16 protein-coding genes are annotated in these 20,814 nt (G+C 41.9%); 6 read left to right on the top strand and 10 right to left on the bottom strand.

Going from position 1 to position 20,814, the window contains the following annotated elements; translation table 11 throughout:
• The 3 genes from F3I09_RS29920 to F3I09_RS29910 all read right to left on the bottom strand — a co-directional run.
• Positions 1 to 1,424, bottom strand: a 1,424-nt coding sequence (locus F3I09_RS29920; protein ID WP_149698725.1) for a hypothetical protein, incomplete at its 3' end; no start/stop codon positions are given.
• Positions 1,425 to 1,494: 70 nt separating this feature from the next.
• Positions 1,495 to 3,003, bottom strand: coding sequence for a hypothetical protein (locus F3I09_RS29915; RefSeq protein ID WP_149698724.1), 1,509 nt, complete (start codon positions 3,001 to 3,003; stop codon positions 1,495 to 1,497).
• Positions 3,004 to 3,028: 25 nt separating this feature from the next.
• Positions 3,029 to 4,162 (bottom strand): hypothetical protein, encoded by a 1,134-nt coding sequence (locus tag F3I09_RS29910; RefSeq protein ID WP_149698723.1) that lies wholly within the window; start codon positions 4,160 to 4,162, stop codon positions 3,029 to 3,031.
• A gap of 1,135 nt (positions 4,163 to 5,297) precedes the next feature.
• On the opposite strand from F3I09_RS29910, the gene F3I09_RS29905 reads away from it, so the two are divergent.
• The gene (locus tag F3I09_RS29905; protein ID WP_149698722.1) at positions 5,298 to 7,757 is read left to right on the top strand and encodes a hypothetical protein; all 2,460 of its coding nucleotides are present in this window, start codon (positions 5,298 to 5,300) and stop codon (positions 7,755 to 7,757) included.
• Positions 7,758 to 8,338: 581 nt separating this feature from the next.
• Here the strand turns inward: F3I09_RS29905 and F3I09_RS29900 are convergent.
• Positions 8,339 to 9,223 (bottom strand): hypothetical protein, encoded by an 885-nt coding sequence (locus F3I09_RS29900; RefSeq protein ID WP_149698721.1) that lies wholly within the window; start codon positions 9,221 to 9,223, stop codon positions 8,339 to 8,341.
• A 113-nt stretch (positions 9,224 to 9,336) separates the two neighbouring features.
• On the opposite strand from F3I09_RS29900, the gene F3I09_RS29895 reads away from it, so the two are divergent.
• Positions 9,337 to 10,065, top strand: a complete 729-nt coding sequence (locus F3I09_RS29895) for a hypothetical protein (RefSeq protein ID WP_149698720.1) — start codon at positions 9,337 to 9,339, stop codon at positions 10,063 to 10,065.
• A gap of 19 nt (positions 10,066 to 10,084) precedes the next feature.
• Positions 10,085 to 10,453 (top strand): hypothetical protein, encoded by a 369-nt coding sequence (locus F3I09_RS29890; protein WP_149698719.1) that lies wholly within the window; start codon positions 10,085 to 10,087, stop codon positions 10,451 to 10,453.
• A 722-nt stretch (positions 10,454 to 11,175) separates the two neighbouring features.
• Here the strand turns inward: F3I09_RS29890 and F3I09_RS29885 are convergent.
• Both F3I09_RS29885 and F3I09_RS29880 read right to left on the bottom strand, forming a co-directional pair.
• Positions 11,176 to 12,846 carry an FAD-dependent oxidoreductase gene (locus F3I09_RS29885; RefSeq protein ID WP_149698718.1) on the bottom strand — a complete coding sequence of 557 codons (1,671 nt, stop codon included), beginning with the start codon at positions 12,844 to 12,846 and terminating at the stop codon, positions 11,176 to 11,178.
• A 13-nt stretch (positions 12,847 to 12,859) separates the two neighbouring features.
• Positions 12,860 to 14,833: a thiamine pyrophosphate-binding protein gene (locus F3I09_RS29880; protein WP_149698717.1), complete on the bottom strand. Its 1,974-nt coding sequence runs from the start codon at positions 14,831 to 14,833 to the stop codon at positions 12,860 to 12,862.
• A 532-nt stretch (positions 14,834 to 15,365) separates the two neighbouring features.
• Between F3I09_RS29880 and F3I09_RS29875 the strand changes: the two genes are divergently transcribed.
• Positions 15,366 to 15,800, top strand: coding sequence for a hypothetical protein (locus F3I09_RS29875; protein WP_149698716.1), 435 nt, complete (start codon positions 15,366 to 15,368; stop codon positions 15,798 to 15,800).
• Positions 15,801 to 15,848: 48 nt separating this feature from the next.
• Here the strand turns inward: F3I09_RS29875 and F3I09_RS29870 are convergent, their stop codons facing one another.
• A complete protein-coding gene (locus F3I09_RS29870; RefSeq protein WP_149698715.1) occupies positions 15,849 to 16,697 on the bottom strand; it encodes an alpha/beta fold hydrolase in 849 nt (282 codons plus the stop codon).
• 117 nt (positions 16,698 to 16,814) lie between these two features.
• On the opposite strand from F3I09_RS29870, the gene F3I09_RS29865 reads away from it, so the two are divergent.
• A complete protein-coding gene (locus F3I09_RS29865; RefSeq protein WP_149698714.1) occupies positions 16,815 to 17,408 on the top strand; it encodes a TetR/AcrR family transcriptional regulator in 594 nt (197 codons plus the stop codon).
• 181 nt (positions 17,409 to 17,589) lie between these two features.
• On the opposite strand, the gene F3I09_RS29860 is transcribed toward F3I09_RS29865, so the two are convergent.
• Entirely contained in the window at positions 17,590 to 17,991 is a 402-nt protein-coding gene (locus tag F3I09_RS29860) for a helix-turn-helix domain-containing protein (RefSeq protein WP_223233436.1), read from the bottom strand.
• A gap of 118 nt (positions 17,992 to 18,109) precedes the next feature.
• On the opposite strand from F3I09_RS29860, the gene F3I09_RS29855 reads away from it, so the two are divergent.
• Positions 18,110 to 18,970, top strand: a complete 861-nt coding sequence (locus F3I09_RS29855; RefSeq protein WP_149698713.1) for an SDR family oxidoreductase — start codon at positions 18,110 to 18,112, stop codon at positions 18,968 to 18,970.
• Between the two features lie 173 nt (positions 18,971 to 19,143).
• Here F3I09_RS29855 and F3I09_RS29850 read toward each other — a convergent pair whose 3' ends face one another.
• Positions 19,144 to 19,704, bottom strand: coding sequence for a hypothetical protein (locus F3I09_RS29850; protein ID WP_149698712.1), 561 nt, complete (start codon positions 19,702 to 19,704; stop codon positions 19,144 to 19,146).
• A 213-nt stretch (positions 19,705 to 19,917) separates the two neighbouring features.
• Positions 19,918 to 20,244, bottom strand: coding sequence for a LytTR family DNA-binding domain-containing protein (locus tag F3I09_RS29845; protein ID WP_149698711.1), 327 nt, complete (start codon positions 20,242 to 20,244; stop codon positions 19,918 to 19,920).
• Positions 20,245 to 20,814 lie beyond the last annotated feature (570 nt).

Below are 20,814 nucleotides of genomic sequence, written 5' to 3'. Positions count from 1 at the left end.
TGTATATAGTCGGGGTATGAACCAATAATCGCCGTCTCATTCTCTTGATAGAAGTAATTCTTACGTTCATTACCCTCGTAAATAAACGTTGTTTTTGCCCCGCTGGGATACTTAATAGCCGTAAGAATGCCTGAACGGGCATAAACACTATCAGGCTCCCGGTCTGCTCCTGTATAAGCGCCCACAGCGGGAATGAGATCGGTATTAGGTTTATTATTGAAATAACCCCAATTGTCCTGCGAAAAGTTATTTATTTTCGGCACCTTCAGATTGGCGTAGCTGAACTCGTATGGATACAAGGTTCTGAACTGTGTATAGGTGCTCAATCGCTGCAGCCTTAGCTTAGATATAGCGGAAGCGGTGCTACCATAAGGATATACGGTGCCATTATCGGAGAAATACTGGTACTCCAGCTTATACCCCATTCGCAATACAGTGTCCCGCAACTCAATATTTTTAAGTGCGTATTCCCGTTTGGCATCGGCCCTTCCTGCGGTATCGTACAAAAAGTTCAGGGTTACTTTATAGGGAAACACAATTTGCTCCAGATATTTTTGCTCCACCCTTACATACTGGCTGTTGTTGTAATTGACTGGCGACTCCCCTGCCCGCTCAAAACGGCTGGCCACCTGTGGAAGAGTCTTGTCAGTTAACACAGTTTTGTATTTGAATTGAATGGTATCCTCCGCATAGGTGGAGGTAATGAAACTAAGGTGCCAGGCAGAAACGTAAGATCTGCTATAATAATCATGAACAGAGAGTTGATGGGTAGTGATCTCCGGCGTAGAGAATAAGTACCGGCTCCCATCTTCAAAGATGATAGTAAACTCAGTAATGTTACTGGCATCTACATTGGTTAGAGAACCGGTTTTCCACCGTACTTTGATGTTCTGCTTGGGAATGGTAACCACTTGTCCATTTTTCCCAATCAAAAAGGTACCTGTCCTTCCTCCAATAGTGTACTGGAAAATATCCTGTTCACTGTCAATAGAATCGGTTCCGTAATTTTCATAAGTGTATCGTTTAGGGTCCCGGCCAGTTCTTGAACCTGGATCCACTTCTGGCGTATACAGGAAACCACGGCCTGGAAAGTCATCCGGAAGACCGCGTCGGTTTCTCGTGATGATTCCCGCTGCACTTAACTGCCATCCTAAGCCTACGTTGGATGCCGGTTCGTCAACCTTTATGCCGCCAGCGAAATAGTCAAGGGAAACGTTGGTGGAAATGCCGCTTCTCATATAGCTGTGAATGGGAATACTGATATTGGGTATACCTGTGAAATAATTGACGGGGATATTTATTTGTTTTCCTGACGCGGTAGCTGCTGCTGACCCGGAAATATTGTTGTTCATATTGGGAGCCTCCTGCGCCACTATCTTCAAGGAAGAAAGCAGTAGCAAGGCCATAAAATATAGGTATCTCATATTTACCTGTTTTGTAATTGGGGATCGGTTTATTTATTTTCTAACGGGATGAGCAAATGGAATCCTGGGGTTATAATGAATAGCCGAATCTGACCTTAAGACCATTGGTTTTAGGTACCTGCAGTGGGGCCAGAAAATCATACAGTACCATAATATTTCCTTTCAAGCGTGCATTGATCTTGTACTTTTTGCTAATGCCCGCAAGAGCAGCCGTTCGCCAACCATGCCAGTCCACAGGACTGCCATTCACTGTTTTTATTGACAAACGGTTTAACTCGAAGCCTCCATTCAAAAAGTACGTGCTCTTTAACCTCCAGTCAAGAAAAAAACGGATACCCATGCCGGAATGGGAAAAGCGAATATGCGCCCAATCAGTACCCAATCCCAGTTGATACGTAAGCCCTGCTCCTACTGATCCATTCTTATGAAAAAGATAGGCTGTCTGGACGGCGATATCGGAAGTGGCGGGGAAATAGTAGGTTGACTTTTGAAACTGAATGTTACCGCCCCATTCCATCCGTTGCCAAAATCGTTTTGCCTTTAAAGGGGAAGGGGTGAAGTTTGGCATTTCAGCCGCATCGTCCAGATCAGGGTAGTTCTGCCGCAATTCATTCATCCGGCTGCGAGCGGCGCTCATCTGATTACTGATAGTGTTCCTTATGGTAGTTATGCCAGGAATAGCTGCCTGCGCATTGAACTGGCTTTGAGCCGTTTGCATTTGTTGCTGCATTACTTGGCTGGCCATGCCACTAGTTCCCAATCTTTGTTGTAACAATGCCTCTATCATGCTTCTGTTCTGTAACCCTTCAAGACTGCTGGCAGCACCAGTTGCAGAAGGAAGATTGAAGAAAGAGGCCAGCGCTGAATTTCGTTTGATGAAATCTTTATAGGCAGGCAGTTTGCGTAAAACATCCTGTGCTTTGCTTTCTATTTTACTACGGTCGTTTAACAGCGATTTGTATTCGCGTATCCGGGCGCTATAATAGTAGGCCTCCTTGTTATATTTTGCGAGGTATTTTTGAATATCACCATAGCCTGACAACTGCTGCTGGAATAACCTTTTACGATTGCAGATGAACGCTTTAATCTCTTTGACTCTCTCCAATTCTCCTCCTAGCGCGTTTATACCTTTGATCGCTTTTGACAGTTCCTGCTTCGAATGCGATAGTAGTTCCTGATGTGCTCCGAGAAAACGGAAAGTGCATTGGAGACTATCAAGATAGGGATTTCCAGCTAACCCCTTTACAGGAAACGCTTTCTCTGTAAAGCCCTGGTAAGAAGAATCTGAAAGCAGCGAAAGCAATTCAGGATTGACCCTCCCTCTTAACTTTCTTTTTATTCTTTGCTCCAATTTATTAAGCCTGGAAAGGGCCTTATCAGACTGTCTGTTTAGGATATGCTCCATTTTAGCTGATTTGGCGCTTAACCGTGTCAGGTATTTTGATGGTAGCTTAGATATGCTATCCGGAGCTGTGGTGGCGACTTGCTGTAACAGGCCGACCTGGCCATTACTTTGCGCCAATATTTGCTGAACGCCTATGGCAAGCCCTGCGGCCAACCAGAAGGTGAAAAGTTTCATGGTGATCAGCTTTTCAGATGAACAATTAGTTACGGGCGGCTTTTAGTGCATCTATTTCGTTCTTCAGTTGAAGAATATATAGCGTTAGCTCTTCTACGGTCTTCACCAGCGCCTTTTGGTTCTCTGCCAGATCTATTCCTGTATCAGCCACCTGCTTTTCGGAAGGAATATGCGGCAAGTGCTGTTCTTTTTTAATATAGGCTTCTAATTCAGAAAGAGAAGGAAGCAGGTAACCGGGTTTAAAAACATAATCTGGCCAGCTACTATACAATTTTACTACTGCTTTGTTAAACACTGCGGTACCATTTACAGCCAGCTTATATCCTTTAGTATCGGTAGTACCGATACCAACATTACCACCCATAAAGCCATTTCCCGTTATTCTCAGATCTGCGATTTGATCCATAGATTGTTGATTTTCGATCCTATTGTCACCAACATCGCTGAGATCATACATAGCAGATGAAGCCAACTGCCATACTACAGGAGCACCTGCTGAGGGGGTATTACCAGTTAGGAAAACATAACCACCAGTTCCAAATGGACCAGCATAACCGCACACGATCAAAATCGCATAATCTTCCCATTTGCCGGTACCTACATTGTTAGTAAGCCACTGACGACTGCCACCGGTACCGAGCGCATTGGCGGCAAAATTGAGCGCGTAACCAACCGGTACTTTCGCACGGAAAAGATGCACCAGTGTCTTATTTTGACCACTCATAGAAGGTTGGTAATATCCACCTATTCCGGGCGATGCAGCACCCGTATGTGTAATCTCTAAACAATAGCCGGAAGTGTTGGGTAGTCCGGATGCTGCAACACGATTTATAGCAACCGTACCATTGCCCGAATTGTTATAAACCACAATCTCGTTAGTACCATTTTCAAATTGTTCATCCCTCTGCATAACCTTGCTTGCACGTAAGCCAGGAAGTAGTAAGTTAGCTATACCTCTCTCCTGAGTAGAGGCCACCTGTGGTAGCAACAGTTGTTTAGCAAGATATAAGGAATTGGCGTTAAAAGTGCCATTCACGTCCAGGTTGTATTCTGGTGCGGTCGTATTTACTCCGGCATTTCCAGAGGCAGGGAACGTATTTTGTCCAAAGGAGACACCTGCACTTATGCTAAGTACAGCTAACAGTAAAGTCTTTTTCATTGAATTTTTTTGAAATAGTTATAGTGGATTTACCTGATATCGCCGTAAGCGAACCATCATGTAATTAAGAAGCAGCATTAATTGTGTATACGCCTTCGGCAGCATACTTTGTGCGCTAACGAGCCAAATGGGTTACAGGATCGTCCGCAATAAATGTATCATTTACTGCAGCTAATATGACCAATAAAGGGGTTACTTATTCCTGATGGAAAAGAAACTGGGGCACAAAAACATTATTCCATAGATTGATAAGTGTTTATTTTGAGATAGAGAATGATTGTTTCTATGAATGAAGATAAAGCATATTCTTTGCCAAGAAGTTAATACTGTGTTAATGAAAAAGATCAAATCAAAATGACATCACCAAATCTACATAACCTTACTACTAAGCCATATTCTCTTGAAGAATGTTATCGAAAAAACCAGCCCGCCGATTGTAAACGATCTGCCCAGCAATATCAAGGTATGCAATATAACCGAGGGTCCTTCTGTATATCACATGGCGATAGCGCTCATAGATTCTGCAGGGACAGGAGAACCTGCAAAGACATAGTAACAGAAGCAAGGGTTAAAATTTGGATATTCTAAACCGAATTCAGTATATTCGTTTTAATGGACGTATTTAACGACATACTATTAAATCTCTTCTCCGATTTCATTTCATATCTGATAGCTCTTGCTTTTACCTTCACTGTAGGAATGATAAATACTTCCTCCATAAAAAAAAGACAATTTTGTTAATGATTAGTTATTCACTTCTTACTTTTTAATATATAATTTTTCAGTATTATAAGCCACTATTATCGCCCTATGGTCTCCGAGATCGTAACAGCATCGCCGCCATAGGCGAAAGGATCTTGGCGCAGGCTTAAGACAAGACCAGTATTGAACATACCTTATCTGGGACTGATGAGAGGTCCACCGCTCTTCTCCCTTAAACTGTCGGTCAGTACTTAGCGGAGTAATTTCAAGACCGAAGGAAGTCACCACTATACCGACAGGATAAATAATAGAAAGACCTACAAGGGCAAATAATTACCTGTTTCGCAGTTATAGATATCATATAACTCCAACGACCGTTTATTTATACAAATCGATATACCAAATAGCAAACATCCCAAACAAAATAAAATTTATGCAGGATCGAATTAAGACATTAGATCGGTACCTAACCGAAGAAGTACTTCACAATTCTAATGAACACGAAACAAAAATTATTACACTAATAAGCGAGATAAGTCAAGAGTTCATATCTTCTTATGATATTCAAAAAAAATGGGGATCAGAGCTATTTCAAGTATATGAAAAACACGGAATAAAAAGTGTAGCACACCTCAGTTCTTGCCAAGGTTTCCTCTACAACAAGTTACAGTCATTAGAAATAGAACGATTGAATCTCAGTTTTTGGATAGGAGAACTAGACACAAACGAACAATTCAAAATCGTACAAAAAGCAATTGCTAAAATGGGACAGTCTGGCATCTCAAAATATAGAATATCAGACTTTATAGATTTGCAGTTAACCATTTCAGAAAGGAAAGAAATAGGTAGCTTACTTATCAAATGTCTCAATTTACATAACGGACAGTTTCGTCTCAGCGATAACGAGATTGAATCATTCTTCATACAGCTCTCAATCGTTAGAAACATATGTATAACAGAAAAAAAGGAGGACAGCTTTTATGTATTACTAGACTCATATATTGATTTACTTTATAGAGCTGGAGACTATCAACTTTCTAGGGGCATCGCAGAAGATGCTTTAGTTTGCGGATACTTTGATCATAAAATTGATCTAGGTTACAATCTGGCATTTAAGGTATACGCCAGTACAGGGGCTGCAGCCCAAGCATTGCACTATTCAATTTGCGCCATGACATCTGCAATAACAAAGGGGAAAATTTCTGATTATTGGTATCAAATATTGATATCTCAAACTATGAAACTATATCGCAACTGCAAAATATATTCTCTTGCAATAGATATATATAGAAATCGTCCAAAAAATTGGGCACTTAATGAGCATGCCCTAACCTATATTTATTTCACGTGTTTGTTGGGTAATGAAGAAGCTCTTCTACCATCAACAGTTGTTGACTACTTAAATAAACATAGGGAAGAAATTATTCCAAGCGGAGTACCAAATATCATGCAGTGGATTACATTATTATATAATATCATACATTACTACCCCACTAGCCATACTGGAATCGAGGAATCCAAAATGTATATTTCCGTCTTTGAAAAAATTGTTGGTCCCGACAACGCTATAGGCATCAAAGATATATTTGAAGGAACAATCGAAAAATTGAGCCAACGCTTAAAAACATCACTCACAGACTTAAGTGCAACTATAACAGGAGTAGATTTTGCGACGGATAATACGCATGCTAGATTTATTTCAGATCAACTTATTGTCAAATCTTTCAAAGTAAGAAATCCAGAAGAATATCTTTTATGCATGATAGTAAATGCAGATTTTACCATATGTTTCAAAAATACGACTATCAATGCCACATTACCATTGTGGAATAGAAAAAAGAACTTCGAAGAAGTTTATTATTCCTTTGAAAACATAAAACATTATTTTAAATCACTTGATAATCATACAATTCTCTGGCTCGGTACTAACAAAGTTGAAGTTTTGCCAATGACATGCCAAAACGAAATGTTTTTATTCCATCAAGATGCCATTTTTACAATATCAGCGATAAATAATTGGTATGAGGCAAACATTAATACGCTACCATTTGTCGAATATAAAAGGCTTATAAGCGGAGGTAATGCTCATAAAACAGAAGAGGAGCTCATTTCGGAAGAAATACTTCTCGCTGCCGATCTGCAATCTACATCCATAGACATACAATCTATTGAAAGATTGCTGATAATCAAAGATTACGAGCTTGCTCGATTTCCACACAATCTATTAATTAACAAATCAGGCCAATTTATTTCCAGCTTAATCCCAACGTTTAACATTTTATCCACCGAATGGATTATGGGACGGTCAAATCAAACTTTACCCAAAAAATATTCAAAATCCATCTGGATACCAACTGATTCAGGTGACATGGCTTTAAATTATCTATATAGCTATATTGAAGATACTATCAACACACACAAGTTTGATATTGCCACTACAAAAGTTCCATCTAAACAATTGCAATCCGACCTGAATATTGTTGCAGCACATGGAAGTGAAGATATTAACACCTTTCCAGCGTTCCATGCAAAAAGCGAAGAAGGAAGACTGTCAATTGTTGACATAAAAGGTGTAATTGGATCAGGGAAAATACTAATACTTTTCGTTTGTCATTCCGGATCAATGAGATCTGATTTTTTAAGAAATAGGGTTGCAACTCTGGTAAGGGAAGCCCTCCAATCTGGCTATGAAGCCGTGATAGCACCGTTTTGGGCTTTAAACATCTCCATTGTAAAGTTTTGGTTGCCTGCATTTCTAGAATCTTTTGACTCTGGAAAGGAACTGATAGATGCTGTTTATGATGGCAATACGGCTGTTAAAAATGAATATCCGACGCCCAAAGCATATGCTTGCCTTCATGCTTATGGGAACCCATTTTTCAGAGTTCACTAATGTTAATTTATCAAGGGTCAATCAGTGTGAATCTTCGGGTTGTTTCTTTCATCGTGAAATACTTGATATTTAAGCCCATAGCAAAGTTAACGAGAACAGCTCCGCTAGAAGTACAGAGTGACTTCCTTAATTTACCCCTTCCTCCAGTCTTAGGATGCAATAGGGTTTGGCATTGCCCATATGCCCCGCTTATTTAAACGCGCTTCCTGTTCTCCATCGACAAACAATGTACATGCTACCTCCCATAACAATACCCACAAGGTTTCTTATGCCCGGTAGCCATAGCTTCGCGTATAGTAACGGTATCAATACGGTGGGTACACTTTCGTAATCCCTGACAAAGCCTATTGTGATAGGCATAGCTGGTGCCAGATTTACATACATATACCTTGTCAGCCTGGGATTTACCTGCAGATGCGAGTAGCATCAGCAATAAAATAAGTTTCATAGCTGGATTGTCCCCTTAATTAGAGGATCGGGGCATAAGGAAAGTTACTAAAATTATTTGTAACAATACCGACAGATAAATGGCAGAGTGATCAATAGAAGGCCTTATCCACGAACGGTTAGCTTCTACAACATCAATAATCCGAGATCTGGTGCAGGCCTTTATTCTTAAGCTGTTGCAGGATATGAGACGGCAATTCAGGGCTGCTTAGGGGTAAATCAACGGATAGCTTCTCAAAATCTCCTGCGGGTACGCGGTCAAATATTTCGTTCAGCGCTACCGGGTCTTCGCTGAAGCTAACACAAGTACTTACAAAATTCATCTGGTTCACACTGAAATCTTTTTGCTTCAGCTTACGGGTAGCGTCTTTCACCCGGCCAATAAAATGTCTTTGGCGGATGAAAGTAGTACTGTTCATGATGATGAAAATGTAGTCGGCATAGGCAGTGATCTTGCCGTAATACATATGATTGTCCTTACCGCTGCGTTCCACCAGGTATTCATCGCCTGATTGATAGATCTCCATGGCTGAACGCCTTACTCTCTCCTCTTTAACACCGGGGCCCGTCAGCGGCAGATTACTGTTATAGCAATACCAACATCCCGTAAGGTGGTCCAATAACGCGGTGTTGACCACTCCCGACGGAATATTGATCTTAAGTTCGTGAAAACTAAAAACGGTAGCGGCATTCCTGAGGAAATCCATATAGCTGTCATAGCCCAGTATTCCGGCTATGGTATTCATTTTCCCAAAATTGGGGCTGCTGATGCCGGCCAATGCTTTTCCCGCCTTTGCAGCCTTCAGCCTTTTTATGATGAGGTGCTCATAAAAATAATTATCCCCCAGGAAGGCAGCTTCTTCCGGCAGCTGCTTGCCTTTCTGCATTAACTTGTTGAATTCCGCTGAAATATAAAGCCATTCCGCCTTTGACACATCTTCCCAGCTGCTTTTTTTGATAAAATGGTGGGCGATGTAATTCATTATCCGTTCGAGGTGCTCCAGTTCGTTCGTAGTCATAATACGATTTTAATACGAAAATAAGTCTCCAAAGGATAATTCCAATACGTCCATCTTCCCTAATAGGGGGAATTTTGTATCAGTATAAAAAAAGACAAATGAAACAAACAGTTATGAATCAAACAACAGCACTTACCTGGGAAGAACAGGAGCTGCTATGGCAAAGGATCTTATCCTTTCCCTTCGATGCCCCTGATACCCGGCTTCCCTTTTCACGCAGGCTTGCCCGGGAGAACAAATGGGACTACAATTTCGGGTTGAAAGCCATAGAAGAATACCGGAAGTTCATTTTCCTCTGTTGTATCTCGCCACAGGGCGCCTCCCCTTCCAAAGTGATCGATGAGGTATGGCATCTGCACCTGATCTACACACAGAGCTACTGGGAAGAATTTTGCGGAAAAACATTGAATCGCAATATCCATCACCATCCTTCAGCAGGCGGGCCACAGGAAAGAGATAAACACGAAAGCTGGCGGGCAGATACGCTTGATCTTTACCGCAACACGTTTCACGCAGAACCACCACCTGAATACTGGAATGACAAACACGCCACCACCAACTTTCTCCTCCGGTTCTTAAAAAGAATATTCCTCCTTCCACTCCTACTGCCATTCTTCTTTCTTACTGCCTGCAACGAGACCTCTACCGTGTTTGCTCCCATTATCATAGGTTTTATGATAGTTATCGGATCGATCATAACCGGCTCACGAGGAAATAATACCGAAGAGAAAAGAAAAAAGAATGGGAGCAACACCAGTAGTTGTGGAAGTAGTTGCGGAAGTAGCTGTAGCAGTGGGTGTGGTGGCGGGTGTGGTGGCGGTTGCGGAGGATGTGGAGGGTGATTAAATCAAAAACAGACTTATGAAAGAAAGAAATATAGTACCAATAAATAAAGCAGGCTACCTGCTGACCATAGCTGGCTATCTCTTGTTACCTTGTTTGTATGGTGGCTGGTTCCTGGCCAGCTGGTTCCCATATCATCTGGCAGGCAAACAGTTTCTTGCCTGGTACATTGTTCACATGGCAATTGGCCATTTGCTCCTGTATCTTGCTGGCAGGTATAGCTCCGCCAAGGTAGATAAATTGTCCTTCGTCTTCTTATGGATAACCGTTCTGATATCCCTGAGCCGGATGTGCAAGGGCCTGTATCATCATAAACCTATCTTATATTTATGCTTGCTTACCGCGCTTAATGTCCTGCTGCTGCTTTTATGGAATAGAAAAAATTAATCCCAATGCTGATCCGGAAGAAGAGGATGATAAAATAGGTTCATTTACGCTGCAGGTGTTTGGTGAGCAACAAATATGTAAGTTTTCTATTAAAGACGATAAAAAATCAGTTCCTCTTACGAGCACGATATCTATCCCAAACTTCCAACAAGATGCCCCCCATTATAGCTGTTAATGCAATAAAGATATCCCAGTCTTTACGAAAAATAGCCGATAAAATTATAAACGGGATAGCATATGTTAATGTTCCGAGAATAAAAGAAATTATGTTTGATTTCTTATCATTACTCATAAACATATGGTCAATGGTTGATAATTGAGGTCAGTGTACAAGTAACGAACACGACCTTTCGAAACGCGTTTTTCATTTTGGGGAGATTTATTAAATGAATAGTAGGACAACATTTTAAAGATTATTTGGGTGTATTCGCGCAGGTGGAAATTGTTGATCTATAAAATTTCGTCGCTATAGTATATTCCAAACTTAAGCGAAAATTTTCTCGATTTTCTATGTAATAGAAAAATGAACAGAGGTTGAACAACATACTTAACAATGATATTATCACCTTAATTCGGAAGATAGAGAATTTATTGTATCCGTATACTCTTCCCACAGACGCTAGCCAGAGGGACTCAGGAATCCAGGGAAAACCAAATGAAAAACGGCAAAACAGTTTAATAGCTGCTTTGCCGTCAGTATATCATACAATCCAGGTCAGTTATCAGCTGGGTTGCAGCTGACTAACATTACTCGTTTGTTTAGCACTCGTCAATGGTGCCAGGAATTTGGCCAACATGATCTCTGCAGTCTGCAAAGCGCCTTCTACCCATCCTTGTGCATCGGAATATGCTTCTCCACAAATGTATAATGGTGTACCAGCTATCGGATATGTGATCTGGTCTCTTACTTCCCAGCTCTTCACACCGATATTCCAGCTATTCCATCCGCCACCATATGGATCTTCACCCCAGTCGCGGAAGGCAGCACTCTTCACCAGCGGCGTATAATCCAGTCCGTGCATCTGTTGCAACTGACGGGCTACTTCATCCACCATACGACGGGGAGCCTGGTATTCATCCCATGTCTGGTTCAGTTGACCTTGTGCAGCTGCGTCCCTTCCATTTGTCTTTCTATCATCATCTCCGATAAATGGATCAACGATCTTTGAATGCGAACGACCTGCCTTCCAGGCTTCAGCACGTTGAGGTCTTAGTCCATCCCAGAAGCCTACGTTATTACCATCATCATAGCTGGCCAGCAACATCGCCCTGCCATTCTCGGCTGGTGTGCCATTACTGTTTGGCCAGTAGTATGTTTGTCTTACAGGCAGGTCAGTTACAGAACGGCCTGACTGTACCGGAACAAATTGTCCATCCGGATCTGTAAAACCAGCTATTCTCCACCATGGATTCGCATAAGTGGTGAAGAGTTTGAACAGTGGTCTTGGTGTAACACTATTGATTAATGGCTGGATCAGTTGTAACTGCGGACTATTAGGCAGTATCAGATCGAGGGCACGACGAGGCATAGCCAGGATCAGTTTTCCTGCAATAATAGTTTGTCCATTACCGAAATTGAGTGTAAACTGTCCGTTTGTATAATCAAATCCACGGAGCTGATGTTCCAGGCGAACTTCTCCCCCATCTTTTTCAAACAGCTCTGCCAGGGCAATAGGCACCTGTTGGAAACCATTGGTAAAGCCCTGGTATTTTGGAGAGATACCAAAGTCTGATAGGTACCATGGAATAGCATCGCTTGCATTCCAGTTCACCAGGGTAGAATCATAACCACCAGCATCCATACTGAACTGGTAGCCTTCACTGCTGATCACTCTGTACAGCAGATTCCAGAAACCCCATTGGTATAAAGGCACTCCATCAAAAGAAGCTTCCCGGGTCATTTCACGACGTTCCTCCTCTGTCAGCTCAGTATTAGTGATACCAGGTACAATCTGTTCAATGGCGTTAACAATGATAGTACCCGGACCATTTCCTTTTTCCAGGAATGACATATTGTAGGGTACTTTATCTGGTCTGGTTACAAAGTCAACCAGGCGCAGGTATTCACCACGCAGATATGCCAGATTCTGAGGTTCATCTACTGGAAAATCATAGCGTACGATCTGTTCTGCAGGCGGTAATTCTGCATTGAGCGTGTCAATAAGACCTACAATCAGTTTCTGGGTATTTTCCAGGATACGCATACCACCCAGTTCTGCAGTCATATAAGGGATCTCAGGCGGTTTCACTGATAGTAAACGTCCTCCAATATGATCGCTGCCTTCGAATACAACGATCTTCTGATCAGGGAATTGCTTTTTCAGTTTCCAGGCGCTATACACTCCGGAAACACCGCCACCTACGATGGCGATATCGATTTGTTCGTTTGCCATAATGCTAATGGTTTTAGAAAATTGAAGGAATGTTGGATGGTATATGTCCATTACCTGCAGACAACAGTTTTGCTTTTACTGTATCCTGGTGGAAATAATCCAATACTGGTTGCTTGCTGTAATATGCGGCGATTGTATCAGATGTGGATGGAGCTGCTGGAGTATTGCCAGCTATTCTCATATCCAATATATAAGAAGTAGTATGAGTGAGTACATGATCAATGCCTCGCGTGATCGCTGCCTTAACGGCGCCCGGCGTTTCCACTACTTCTCCGTTCTCACCGCCAAAGGCTTTCGCCAGTGATACGAAGTCGAGTTTTGGTCTTTCGAGACGCAGATATGGAGGGTCCATCGTTTTGGGTTTCCAGCCATAGCCGGGCGCACTGCCATAAGCACCGACTACCTGTTGTAAGCCTAGTTGCAGGGTATGATACTCCTGGTTGTTTGTAATAATGTATAGAATAGGTAGTTGCTCATGTGCTGCCGTCCAGTAGGTTTGCGGATAGAACAGCGAAGAACCATCTCCCACTGCATTGATCACCAGTTTTGTACCTGTACCCTGTGATGAGGCATTCTCCAGTTTAATGCCCAGGGATGCCGGCATTGACCAACCTAATGAACCTCCGGCTACACAGTAATAGCTTACTGGTTTAGCACCATTGGTACTGAATGGCAGATAATATTGAAAAGGAGCGCCATCGGATACTGCTTCATGCACATATACGAAGTTGTCCACCAGTTTCCTTTCTTCAATCTCCTCTTTCAATGCTTTAGCGATAACAACAGACCATATATCTTCCTGCCCCATAGCTTCCAGCAGATACGCATCCCAGTCCGCCGTTCTTTTTACAGACAACAACCGCATCTGTTCATTTCTGGCAGCAGCACCTGCCGGAGGAGTTGGCTTAATATAACCGTTCAGAATGGGCAGTGTTGCTTTAATATCACCGAAAATTGCTGCTTCTCCGTAATAGTTCTTCGCAATATCCCAGGTATTGTTAGTCAGGTATACCTGTTTCAGTTCAGGAGGGAATAGCGGTCCGTCGGAATACTTATATACGGCCAGCTGTGCCTGTGCGCCAAATCCGACCAGGAATGCCACATCATGATCTTTGAACACCCCCTGGATACCCGCCTGACTACCGGGCAGTTCTCCCTGCCAGTGATAGTCATTATTAGGGAAATTAGCCAGACTGCTAAAGGTTTGCAATACTACTGGTGCACCCAGCAGTTCAGCCAATTCCTGCAATTCTGTCCAGGCATCTGCATAACCTACTGCATCGCCGGCTACTATGACTGGATTGTTAGCTGCTGCGAGAATACCTGCTGCCTGTTTGATAGACGCATCATCTCCTGTAAAATGTGGAGATATGCGGGTCACACCTTTGATCTTATCTTCATTTTCAATGGCTACCATGGTAAAGTCCCATGGGATTGATACGAATACAGGACCATTAGGCGGCGCCATGGCTTCTTTAAAAGCACGTTGTAATACTAATGGAATTTCATCAGGGGTACGCACTTCATGCGCCCATTTAGTGTACTGTTTAGCAAGGTCTACCAGATTAGATGCCAGTAGAGGTTCCTGGGTGACCAGTTCATTCTGTTGCTGGCAACAAAGAATCACCAGTGGTACCTGAGAACGGCAAGCATTGAACAGATTGCCTATGCTATGGGCTATACCCGGGGTAACGTGTACCACCAGTACGCCTGGTTTACCGGTCATCCGGGCAGATCCCATTGCGGCACCAATGGCAATATTTTCATGAAGACACTCAATATAGCGTACTTCATTCTCCGGGTAAGAGGTACCATCAATAATAGGAATTTCATTGGTTCCTGGTACACCGAAAATGTAATGGATACCCAGATCTTTCAGGATATCGAATACATAATCACGTGTCCAGCGTGTAGTCTGGTCGAACGCGTGTTCGATCACATCGTCACTGGTCTGGCGTGCAGCCTGAGCCATTTGTTGTGTTGCCATATGATGGAGTTTTGGAGTTTGGTTATTCAGAAGCTTCCTGCTGTGGAAATTTGTTTGGGTATCATGAATATGGTGTTGGTATTTTAACGGTCTGTTAATACGCTGAAATCCAGGTTGTAAACAACTGTTCACTTCCGATTGTTTACGGCTGTCTGAAAAATCAGAAAATGTTATCTTACTAGTGTTAAGCCCTGTTTACCCGTACTGTTCGTTTACACATTGCCTCTTTTAATCATTTATCGAAAAACCTATATGCATACCAGTCAGATTACGCTGATAGGCAACCTACCCAATGGGATAGTTTACACGTTGCATTAAGAATTGTCGCATATTTGGGGATCTTACCTCTCCATCATCATCTTCACTTTCTTCTATCAATTCCCAATTCAATTTTTCAGCAATCCCCATCAGCAGGTCCAGATACAACTTCTTCTGAAATGAGGACACACGTATTCTGGAAGTGACTGCTACGTTAAAAGTTGGATTTTAACCGGCAAGCTCTATATTTACAGTAAATATTTATGCTCATTCTATGGAAGACGTTTTTTATTTAACCCGCGGCTGGAGGAATGCCACTTATATTATGTTCGGCGCCCTGATATGCGTATTTGTTAGCCTGCTGCTCTACTCATTCTTCGATCCTTTTCTCAGGAAAGGTATCTTCTTCATTCTACCGGTATCCCTTATTGCTATTGGCGTTTGTGTGTGCGGTATTCTACAGGTAGATGAAAAGATCTTTTGGAATAATCATAGCGTCCGTAAAGTATCCAGACTTGTTAACAGGGAGATCCTGCTGGAAGACATAAAAGGATACAAGTTTGCCTGGAACTATCTGCATATCGTTCCTCACAAGGGAAAGGGTAAAAGGATCCTGGTATCTACATATGTATGTGGTATGCGCCTTCTGCACGAGGAACTGGTTTCCCGTTATCCTGACCTGAAACAGCAGGAGGGACAGACAACTTAATTAACAAAAGCAAAGTAGCATAATTGTAGCCTTAGTGGAATGATCAGGTCAATAATTGTCATCCAACTTCTGAATAAATTCAACCGGACTACCAAAAAAATCGCTGATATGGTCAGCTATTAATGCTGGAGCCCCATTATTCTGAGGCGACAGGTGGTGAAGACCAGGTAGTATGAGCACCTGCGATTGAGGAATTGTTTGTGTCAATGTACTGAGCATATCAGCAATAAAATCAGGACTTGCCTGTCCACCGGCTAATAAGACGGGAATAGATATCGTTGAGTACTTTTTATAACTACCCTCCAACTTTTTAACTTCCTGATGTTCACGCAGGTTACTTACAAGTAATTTTTTCTTCAGTTGCCAATCTTTGCCTCTTATAGCTATTCTTAAAATGAATGTTGCCAACCACCTCGGGGCCTTACTAAGTGGGCTGTGTCCCATACCCTGTACAAATGCAGTGAAAGCAGTCCGGTATTTTTTACCTGTAATTGCAGATTGATAAACAGTTAGCCAGTCCCAATTCCCATTTATAGAAACTCCTGGTTCATAAACAATTATCTTTTTAAAAGGATTAAATAATATAGCTGTCTCCAATGCTACCAGACCGCCAAAACTATGGCCGAACAGGAATGTGGCACCAGTGACCTGTTGTATAGCCAGTAAATCCTGACATTCATTTTCAATGCTATACACTTCGCGTTGTCCCTGCCTGTCACGTCGCTGCATCAGGTGAATCGTGAACTTGCCGGAAAGAGCGATTGCCAATTGAGTATATTCTTCCATATCGCTTAGCGCACCATGTACGATAATAAGTCCCGGTCCGCGACCGGTTGTGTCGTAGGTAATGATGGTGCCATCGGCAGATAAGGCAGTATGTTTTACAAAAGTTGCCATAGGTTTTTATTATTGAAATTTTATTCAATCATAAAAATATAACATGATCCGGTTAACTTTTTTTTTATTTCCCAGGAAAGAATCTTATCATTGAATAATTTTTCAATTATACATCGAATGCCTAAGGCGAAAGAGCAGTTTGAAGAAATGCGGCAGGAAGCCGTCAGGAAAATAAAGACAGCCGGACTCGAGCTCTTTGCGCGAAAGGGGCTAGCTGGAACTAATATCAAAGAAATAGCGGAAAAAGCGCAGATCAGCCTGGGTTTAATGTATCACTATTATTCATCCAAAGATGAGCTTTATCTGGCATTAGCTAACGAGGCTATGGATATGTCGATTGCCCTGTTAAACTCCCTGAAAAAACAGCGGATAGGCGCAAAAGAAAAAGTTGAAGGTTTCATCCAGGGCTTTTTGACTGGTGTTCAAAAGCATCCTGAAATATGCTACTTCATCATCATTGGTCAACAATTCGAGACAAAGGATACTTCTCAAAATGACGTTCTGAATAATCGCAAGTTGAAATCCATGGAATTGCTCACCAGTATTATCAAAGCAGGACAGCATGAAGGCGTATTTCTAAAAGGCGACCCATTACAACTCGCTGTCATGTTGGTTGCAGCTACACAAGGGTTAGCGGCATTCAGAATGACCTTTGGAAATAAGTTTACAATGCCTCAGGTGGAGATCCTGATGAATATGCTTATACCATAGCAGGCATAATGGCCGCGTAGCTTTGGGCTTAGTGTATTTATTTTCTCATGACCATGCATTTGCAGCTGGAATATCGAATATTTGGAAGTCTCATACAAATAATTATTTCCAAAACAACCTCAATCTGTACCTTCCACCATTTGTAAATGCACATGTTGGCTGCTAACCTCCCGGCTTACACTTATAATTTACGCGTCTCCCTATTCTTCATAATTTCAGGCATGTTGTGCGCTGCCCATTCAGCTAATTTTTCAATATACGGAACCAGGCTATTCCCTAGCGGTGTTAATCTATATTCGACACGGGGCGGCACTTCAGGAAATATTTCCCTGCATACAAGCCCGTCTGTTTCCAATGAGCGGAGGGTAAGTGTCAGCATTCTCTGAGATATATCACTGATATGACTGCTGATCTGATTAAAACGAAGCGTTCCCCTGTGACTTAACAGACATAAAACAAGAATTGACCATTTATCTCCGAAGCGATCCAGTATTTGTCTAATGGGACAATCTACGTGATCCATATATTTTTCTAAACCTTTTTCCATTTTATTCAATTGATTTTTAGCATTAGTAACATTCATGTAAGTAAGTTATACACTTGTGCCTTATTGGTTCTAAATCCGATCCATCTTACTTTTAACATACCAAAGTAACATATAAGTTGGTACATTTCACTCAAATGAATAATAAGAAACTACTATGATCTTACTAACAGGCGCAACTGGTCATTTAGGCCGGTATACTATGGAATATTTAATGACGAAAAATATTACATCACCTATTGCAGTAATGGCAAGAGACGCATCTCTAAATTGGAACGACATTGATGTTCGGATGGGAGATTATAATGACTTCCCTACACTCGTACATGCCTTTAAAGGAGTGGATACTTTATTGTTTATCTCTACAAATGCTACCGAAAACAGATTGCAACAACATGCAAATGTACTTCGGGCAGCAAAAGAAAATGACGTCAAACATATTGTTTATACAAGTATGCTGAACGCTTCTGAAACCTCTACCTTTGAACCGGCGATTGATCATTTTCATACAGAAGAGCTGTTAAAGCAAACAGGAATTCCATATACGATATTCAGGAATGCATTCTACGGGGAAATAATCCCCATGTTAATGGGGGATGCACTTCAAACCGGTACCTGGTATTATCCGGCAGGTAATGCAAAAGTCAACTTTGTTGCAAGAAAGAATATTGCCGAGGCTTTGGCAAACGTAATGGCTAATCCGGCCATGCACAAAAATAAGACTTATGAAATCGCATCCCGCACTTCTTATACATTCAGCGAAATAGCAGGGTTGTTAAGTAGCATTACAGACAAACCGATTGTATACATTCCCATTTCTTTGGAAACTATGAGACAAGGCATGCAACAATCTGGTATCCCCCTCGCCCTGATCAATTTAATCGTAAGTGGAGCTGACGCCATTTTAAAAGGGGAAACAGATATAACAGATGATTGCCTGGAAATGCTGTTAGATAGGAAACCATTGGATCTAAAGGATTATTTGCCGGAATTGCTGGGAAAAATGGCGCGCCATTGAAAACCTGGGTGAAGGCTGCTGCATTTCAGCTCCGGTGGGTGTCGCGTGTTTACACACTTGATAATTAACACCTTCTGATGGTGATATGGATAAACGCTCAAAATTTTCATAGTACGTAAGTTCTAATGTAAAAAAAGCGCCCCGGTTAAATACCGGGACGCTGGTTTACACTTTTAGGAAATCGTGGATGTCTTCTCGGTTGTATTACCAGGCAAGTCCATTGCCGTAGCGACCACACGGGTACCTGGTAACGCCGCATTTGCCGCAGTGACCGTATAGTTCCAGAAGTTACCTGTACCCGGAACAGCATCTCCCTGTTCCAGCTCCGCACCTGCCGCAGACAGGATCGTCACCTTTACAGATTCGACACGGACAACGTCTTTCACCAGGATTCTGATCACATTACCCACGAGCCCCTGATACTTTTTTGTATCAATTTCCAGGATCCTGGGCGGCCTGGCTGCATCCCGGAAGGCAGCATTATAGGCTGTTTGCCCACCTGTTGCTGCTTTTTCATACAACAACTTCTTTACAGGATCAGACATTGCTTCCTGAGCATACGCCAAAGAACGTTCGAATTTCAGTTGAACCGCTACCTGATTTTCTGTCGGCGGCTTCGTGCTGGGGCCACGTCTGGGACCGGAAACTGTTTTATCCTTTCTTACGCTGAAGGTTACGTTTCCAATAGTACCGGACGTTCCTTCCATCATTTTATTTTGTTTTATAAAAGCCATATTTAAAAGTTTTAAGATTTTTAAAATAAAGGTTTGTTACAATCACTACCGCCGGGTGCAACAGGAGGCACCTCTCTCCTGTTGCGGGTGCAGCCCCTTTGGCTGTGATTGATAACACAACGTTAGGAAGGAATTTAAAGGAGCTCAAAAAAAACTATACGAGGACGGGAAATTGGCTCATAAGAGCCGAAAATCGCCTCATAAGAGCTGTCTTTAAATCACAATGAAATGACTGTAAAAATTCTTTTTGTAGTTCTCGCTGAGTGGAATTCCCTCTTTTTCAGCTGTGACGGCAATATGACTTTCCGCCACGCTTATAACGTGATCAAGACAAACGATATAATTCCTATGAGTGCGGCAAAATAATTCAGGTGGGAGGCGTGCTTCAAATTGTTTCAGGCTAAGCTGCATTACCAGGGAATGGCCATCAGAAAACTTAATAATGCTATTCGTAAGATGTACTTTGATATAGATGATCTGATTGCTATTGATCATCTTTCGAATGCCGCCCTTGGTGGGCATGAGCATACGGTTGTTCATATGATTTCGGAATAGTAGTTAACAATTCGTGATTAAGACAGAGAGAGAGAAAGCTGTGGAAGCTGCGTAGGGAGTATAGTAGTAGATGCAGTAGTAGCAAGGGCTTAGACTGACCAGTAATGGTGTTACGGAGAATGGATTTGTTAGCACTCAGGTTAATTGAAATAGCTTTCATGTTGCTTCTTTTAAAATGAAAATTTGTTCAAGGAACAGGATCAACATTATCCCTGTAATTTACTGAAAAATAACTATTAGAGATCAAATTGAAACTTAAATTTTCATAGTTATTAGATTCGCTACAGACGGCTTTGAGATGGCTTTATCTTACGTTCATCTTACGTCTTTGAACGTAAGATGAACGTAAGATAAAGCCATCTCAAAGCCGTCTGTAACGAATACATACCGGATACATCCTGATTATTCTCCGGAATATAAACATACACGATAAAGAAAAAAGGAATACCTCTCTGAATTTAAGTATGCATGAACGGATATACTGATATTGGGACTAAAGTGACATAGTTTATTCGGGAAAGTACGCTAGTAAAATTGGGGGAGATAATGGTTATT

Source organism: Chitinophaga sp. CF418 (genome assembly GCF_900142925.1).
In the GTDB taxonomy this organism is placed as follows: domain Bacteria; phylum Bacteroidota; class Bacteroidia; order Chitinophagales; family Chitinophagaceae; genus Chitinophaga.
Note: the sequence above shows the minus strand (reverse complement) of the source record. Positions and strands in the feature narration are given on the sequence as shown.

Coding starts and splice junctions, on each gene's coding strand:
- F3I09_RS29915 (WP_149698724.1), bottom strand. CDS start 3,003: ATGAAACTTTTCACCTTCTGGTTGGCCGCAGGGCTTGCCATAGGCGTT.
- F3I09_RS29910 (WP_149698723.1), bottom strand. CDS start 4,162: ATGAAAAAGACTTTACTGTTAGCTGTACTTAGCATAAGTGCAGGTGTC.
- F3I09_RS29905 (WP_149698722.1), top strand. CDS start 5,298: ATGCAGGATCGAATTAAGACATTAGATCGGTACCTAACCGAAGAAGTA.
- F3I09_RS29900 (WP_149698721.1), bottom strand. CDS start 9,223: ATGACTACGAACGAACTGGAGCACCTCGAACGGATAATGAATTACATC.
- F3I09_RS29895 (WP_149698720.1), top strand. CDS start 9,337: ATGAATCAAACAACAGCACTTACCTGGGAAGAACAGGAGCTGCTATGG.
- F3I09_RS29890 (WP_149698719.1), top strand. CDS start 10,085: ATGAAAGAAAGAAATATAGTACCAATAAATAAAGCAGGCTACCTGCTG.
- F3I09_RS29885 (WP_149698718.1), bottom strand. CDS start 12,846: ATGGCAAACGAACAAATCGATATCGCCATCGTAGGTGGCGGTGTTTCC.
- F3I09_RS29880 (WP_149698717.1), bottom strand. CDS start 14,833: ATGGCAACACAACAAATGGCTCAGGCTGCACGCCAGACCAGTGACGAT.
- F3I09_RS29875 (WP_149698716.1), top strand. CDS start 15,366: ATGGAAGACGTTTTTTATTTAACCCGCGGCTGGAGGAATGCCACTTAT.
- F3I09_RS29870 (WP_149698715.1), bottom strand. CDS start 16,697: ATGGCAACTTTTGTAAAACATACTGCCTTATCTGCCGATGGCACCATC.
- F3I09_RS29865 (WP_149698714.1), top strand. CDS start 16,815: ATGCCTAAGGCGAAAGAGCAGTTTGAAGAAATGCGGCAGGAAGCCGTC.
- F3I09_RS29860 (WP_223233436.1), bottom strand. CDS start 17,991: ATGAATGTTACTAATGCTAAAAATCAATTGAATAAAATGGAAAAAGGT.
- F3I09_RS29855 (WP_149698713.1), top strand. CDS start 18,110: ATGATCTTACTAACAGGCGCAACTGGTCATTTAGGCCGGTATACTATG.
- F3I09_RS29850 (WP_149698712.1), bottom strand. CDS start 19,704: ATGGCTTTTATAAAACAAAATAAAATGATGGAAGGAACGTCCGGTACT.
- F3I09_RS29845 (WP_149698711.1), bottom strand. CDS start 20,244: ATGAACAACCGTATGCTCATGCCCACCAAGGGCGGCATTCGAAAGATG.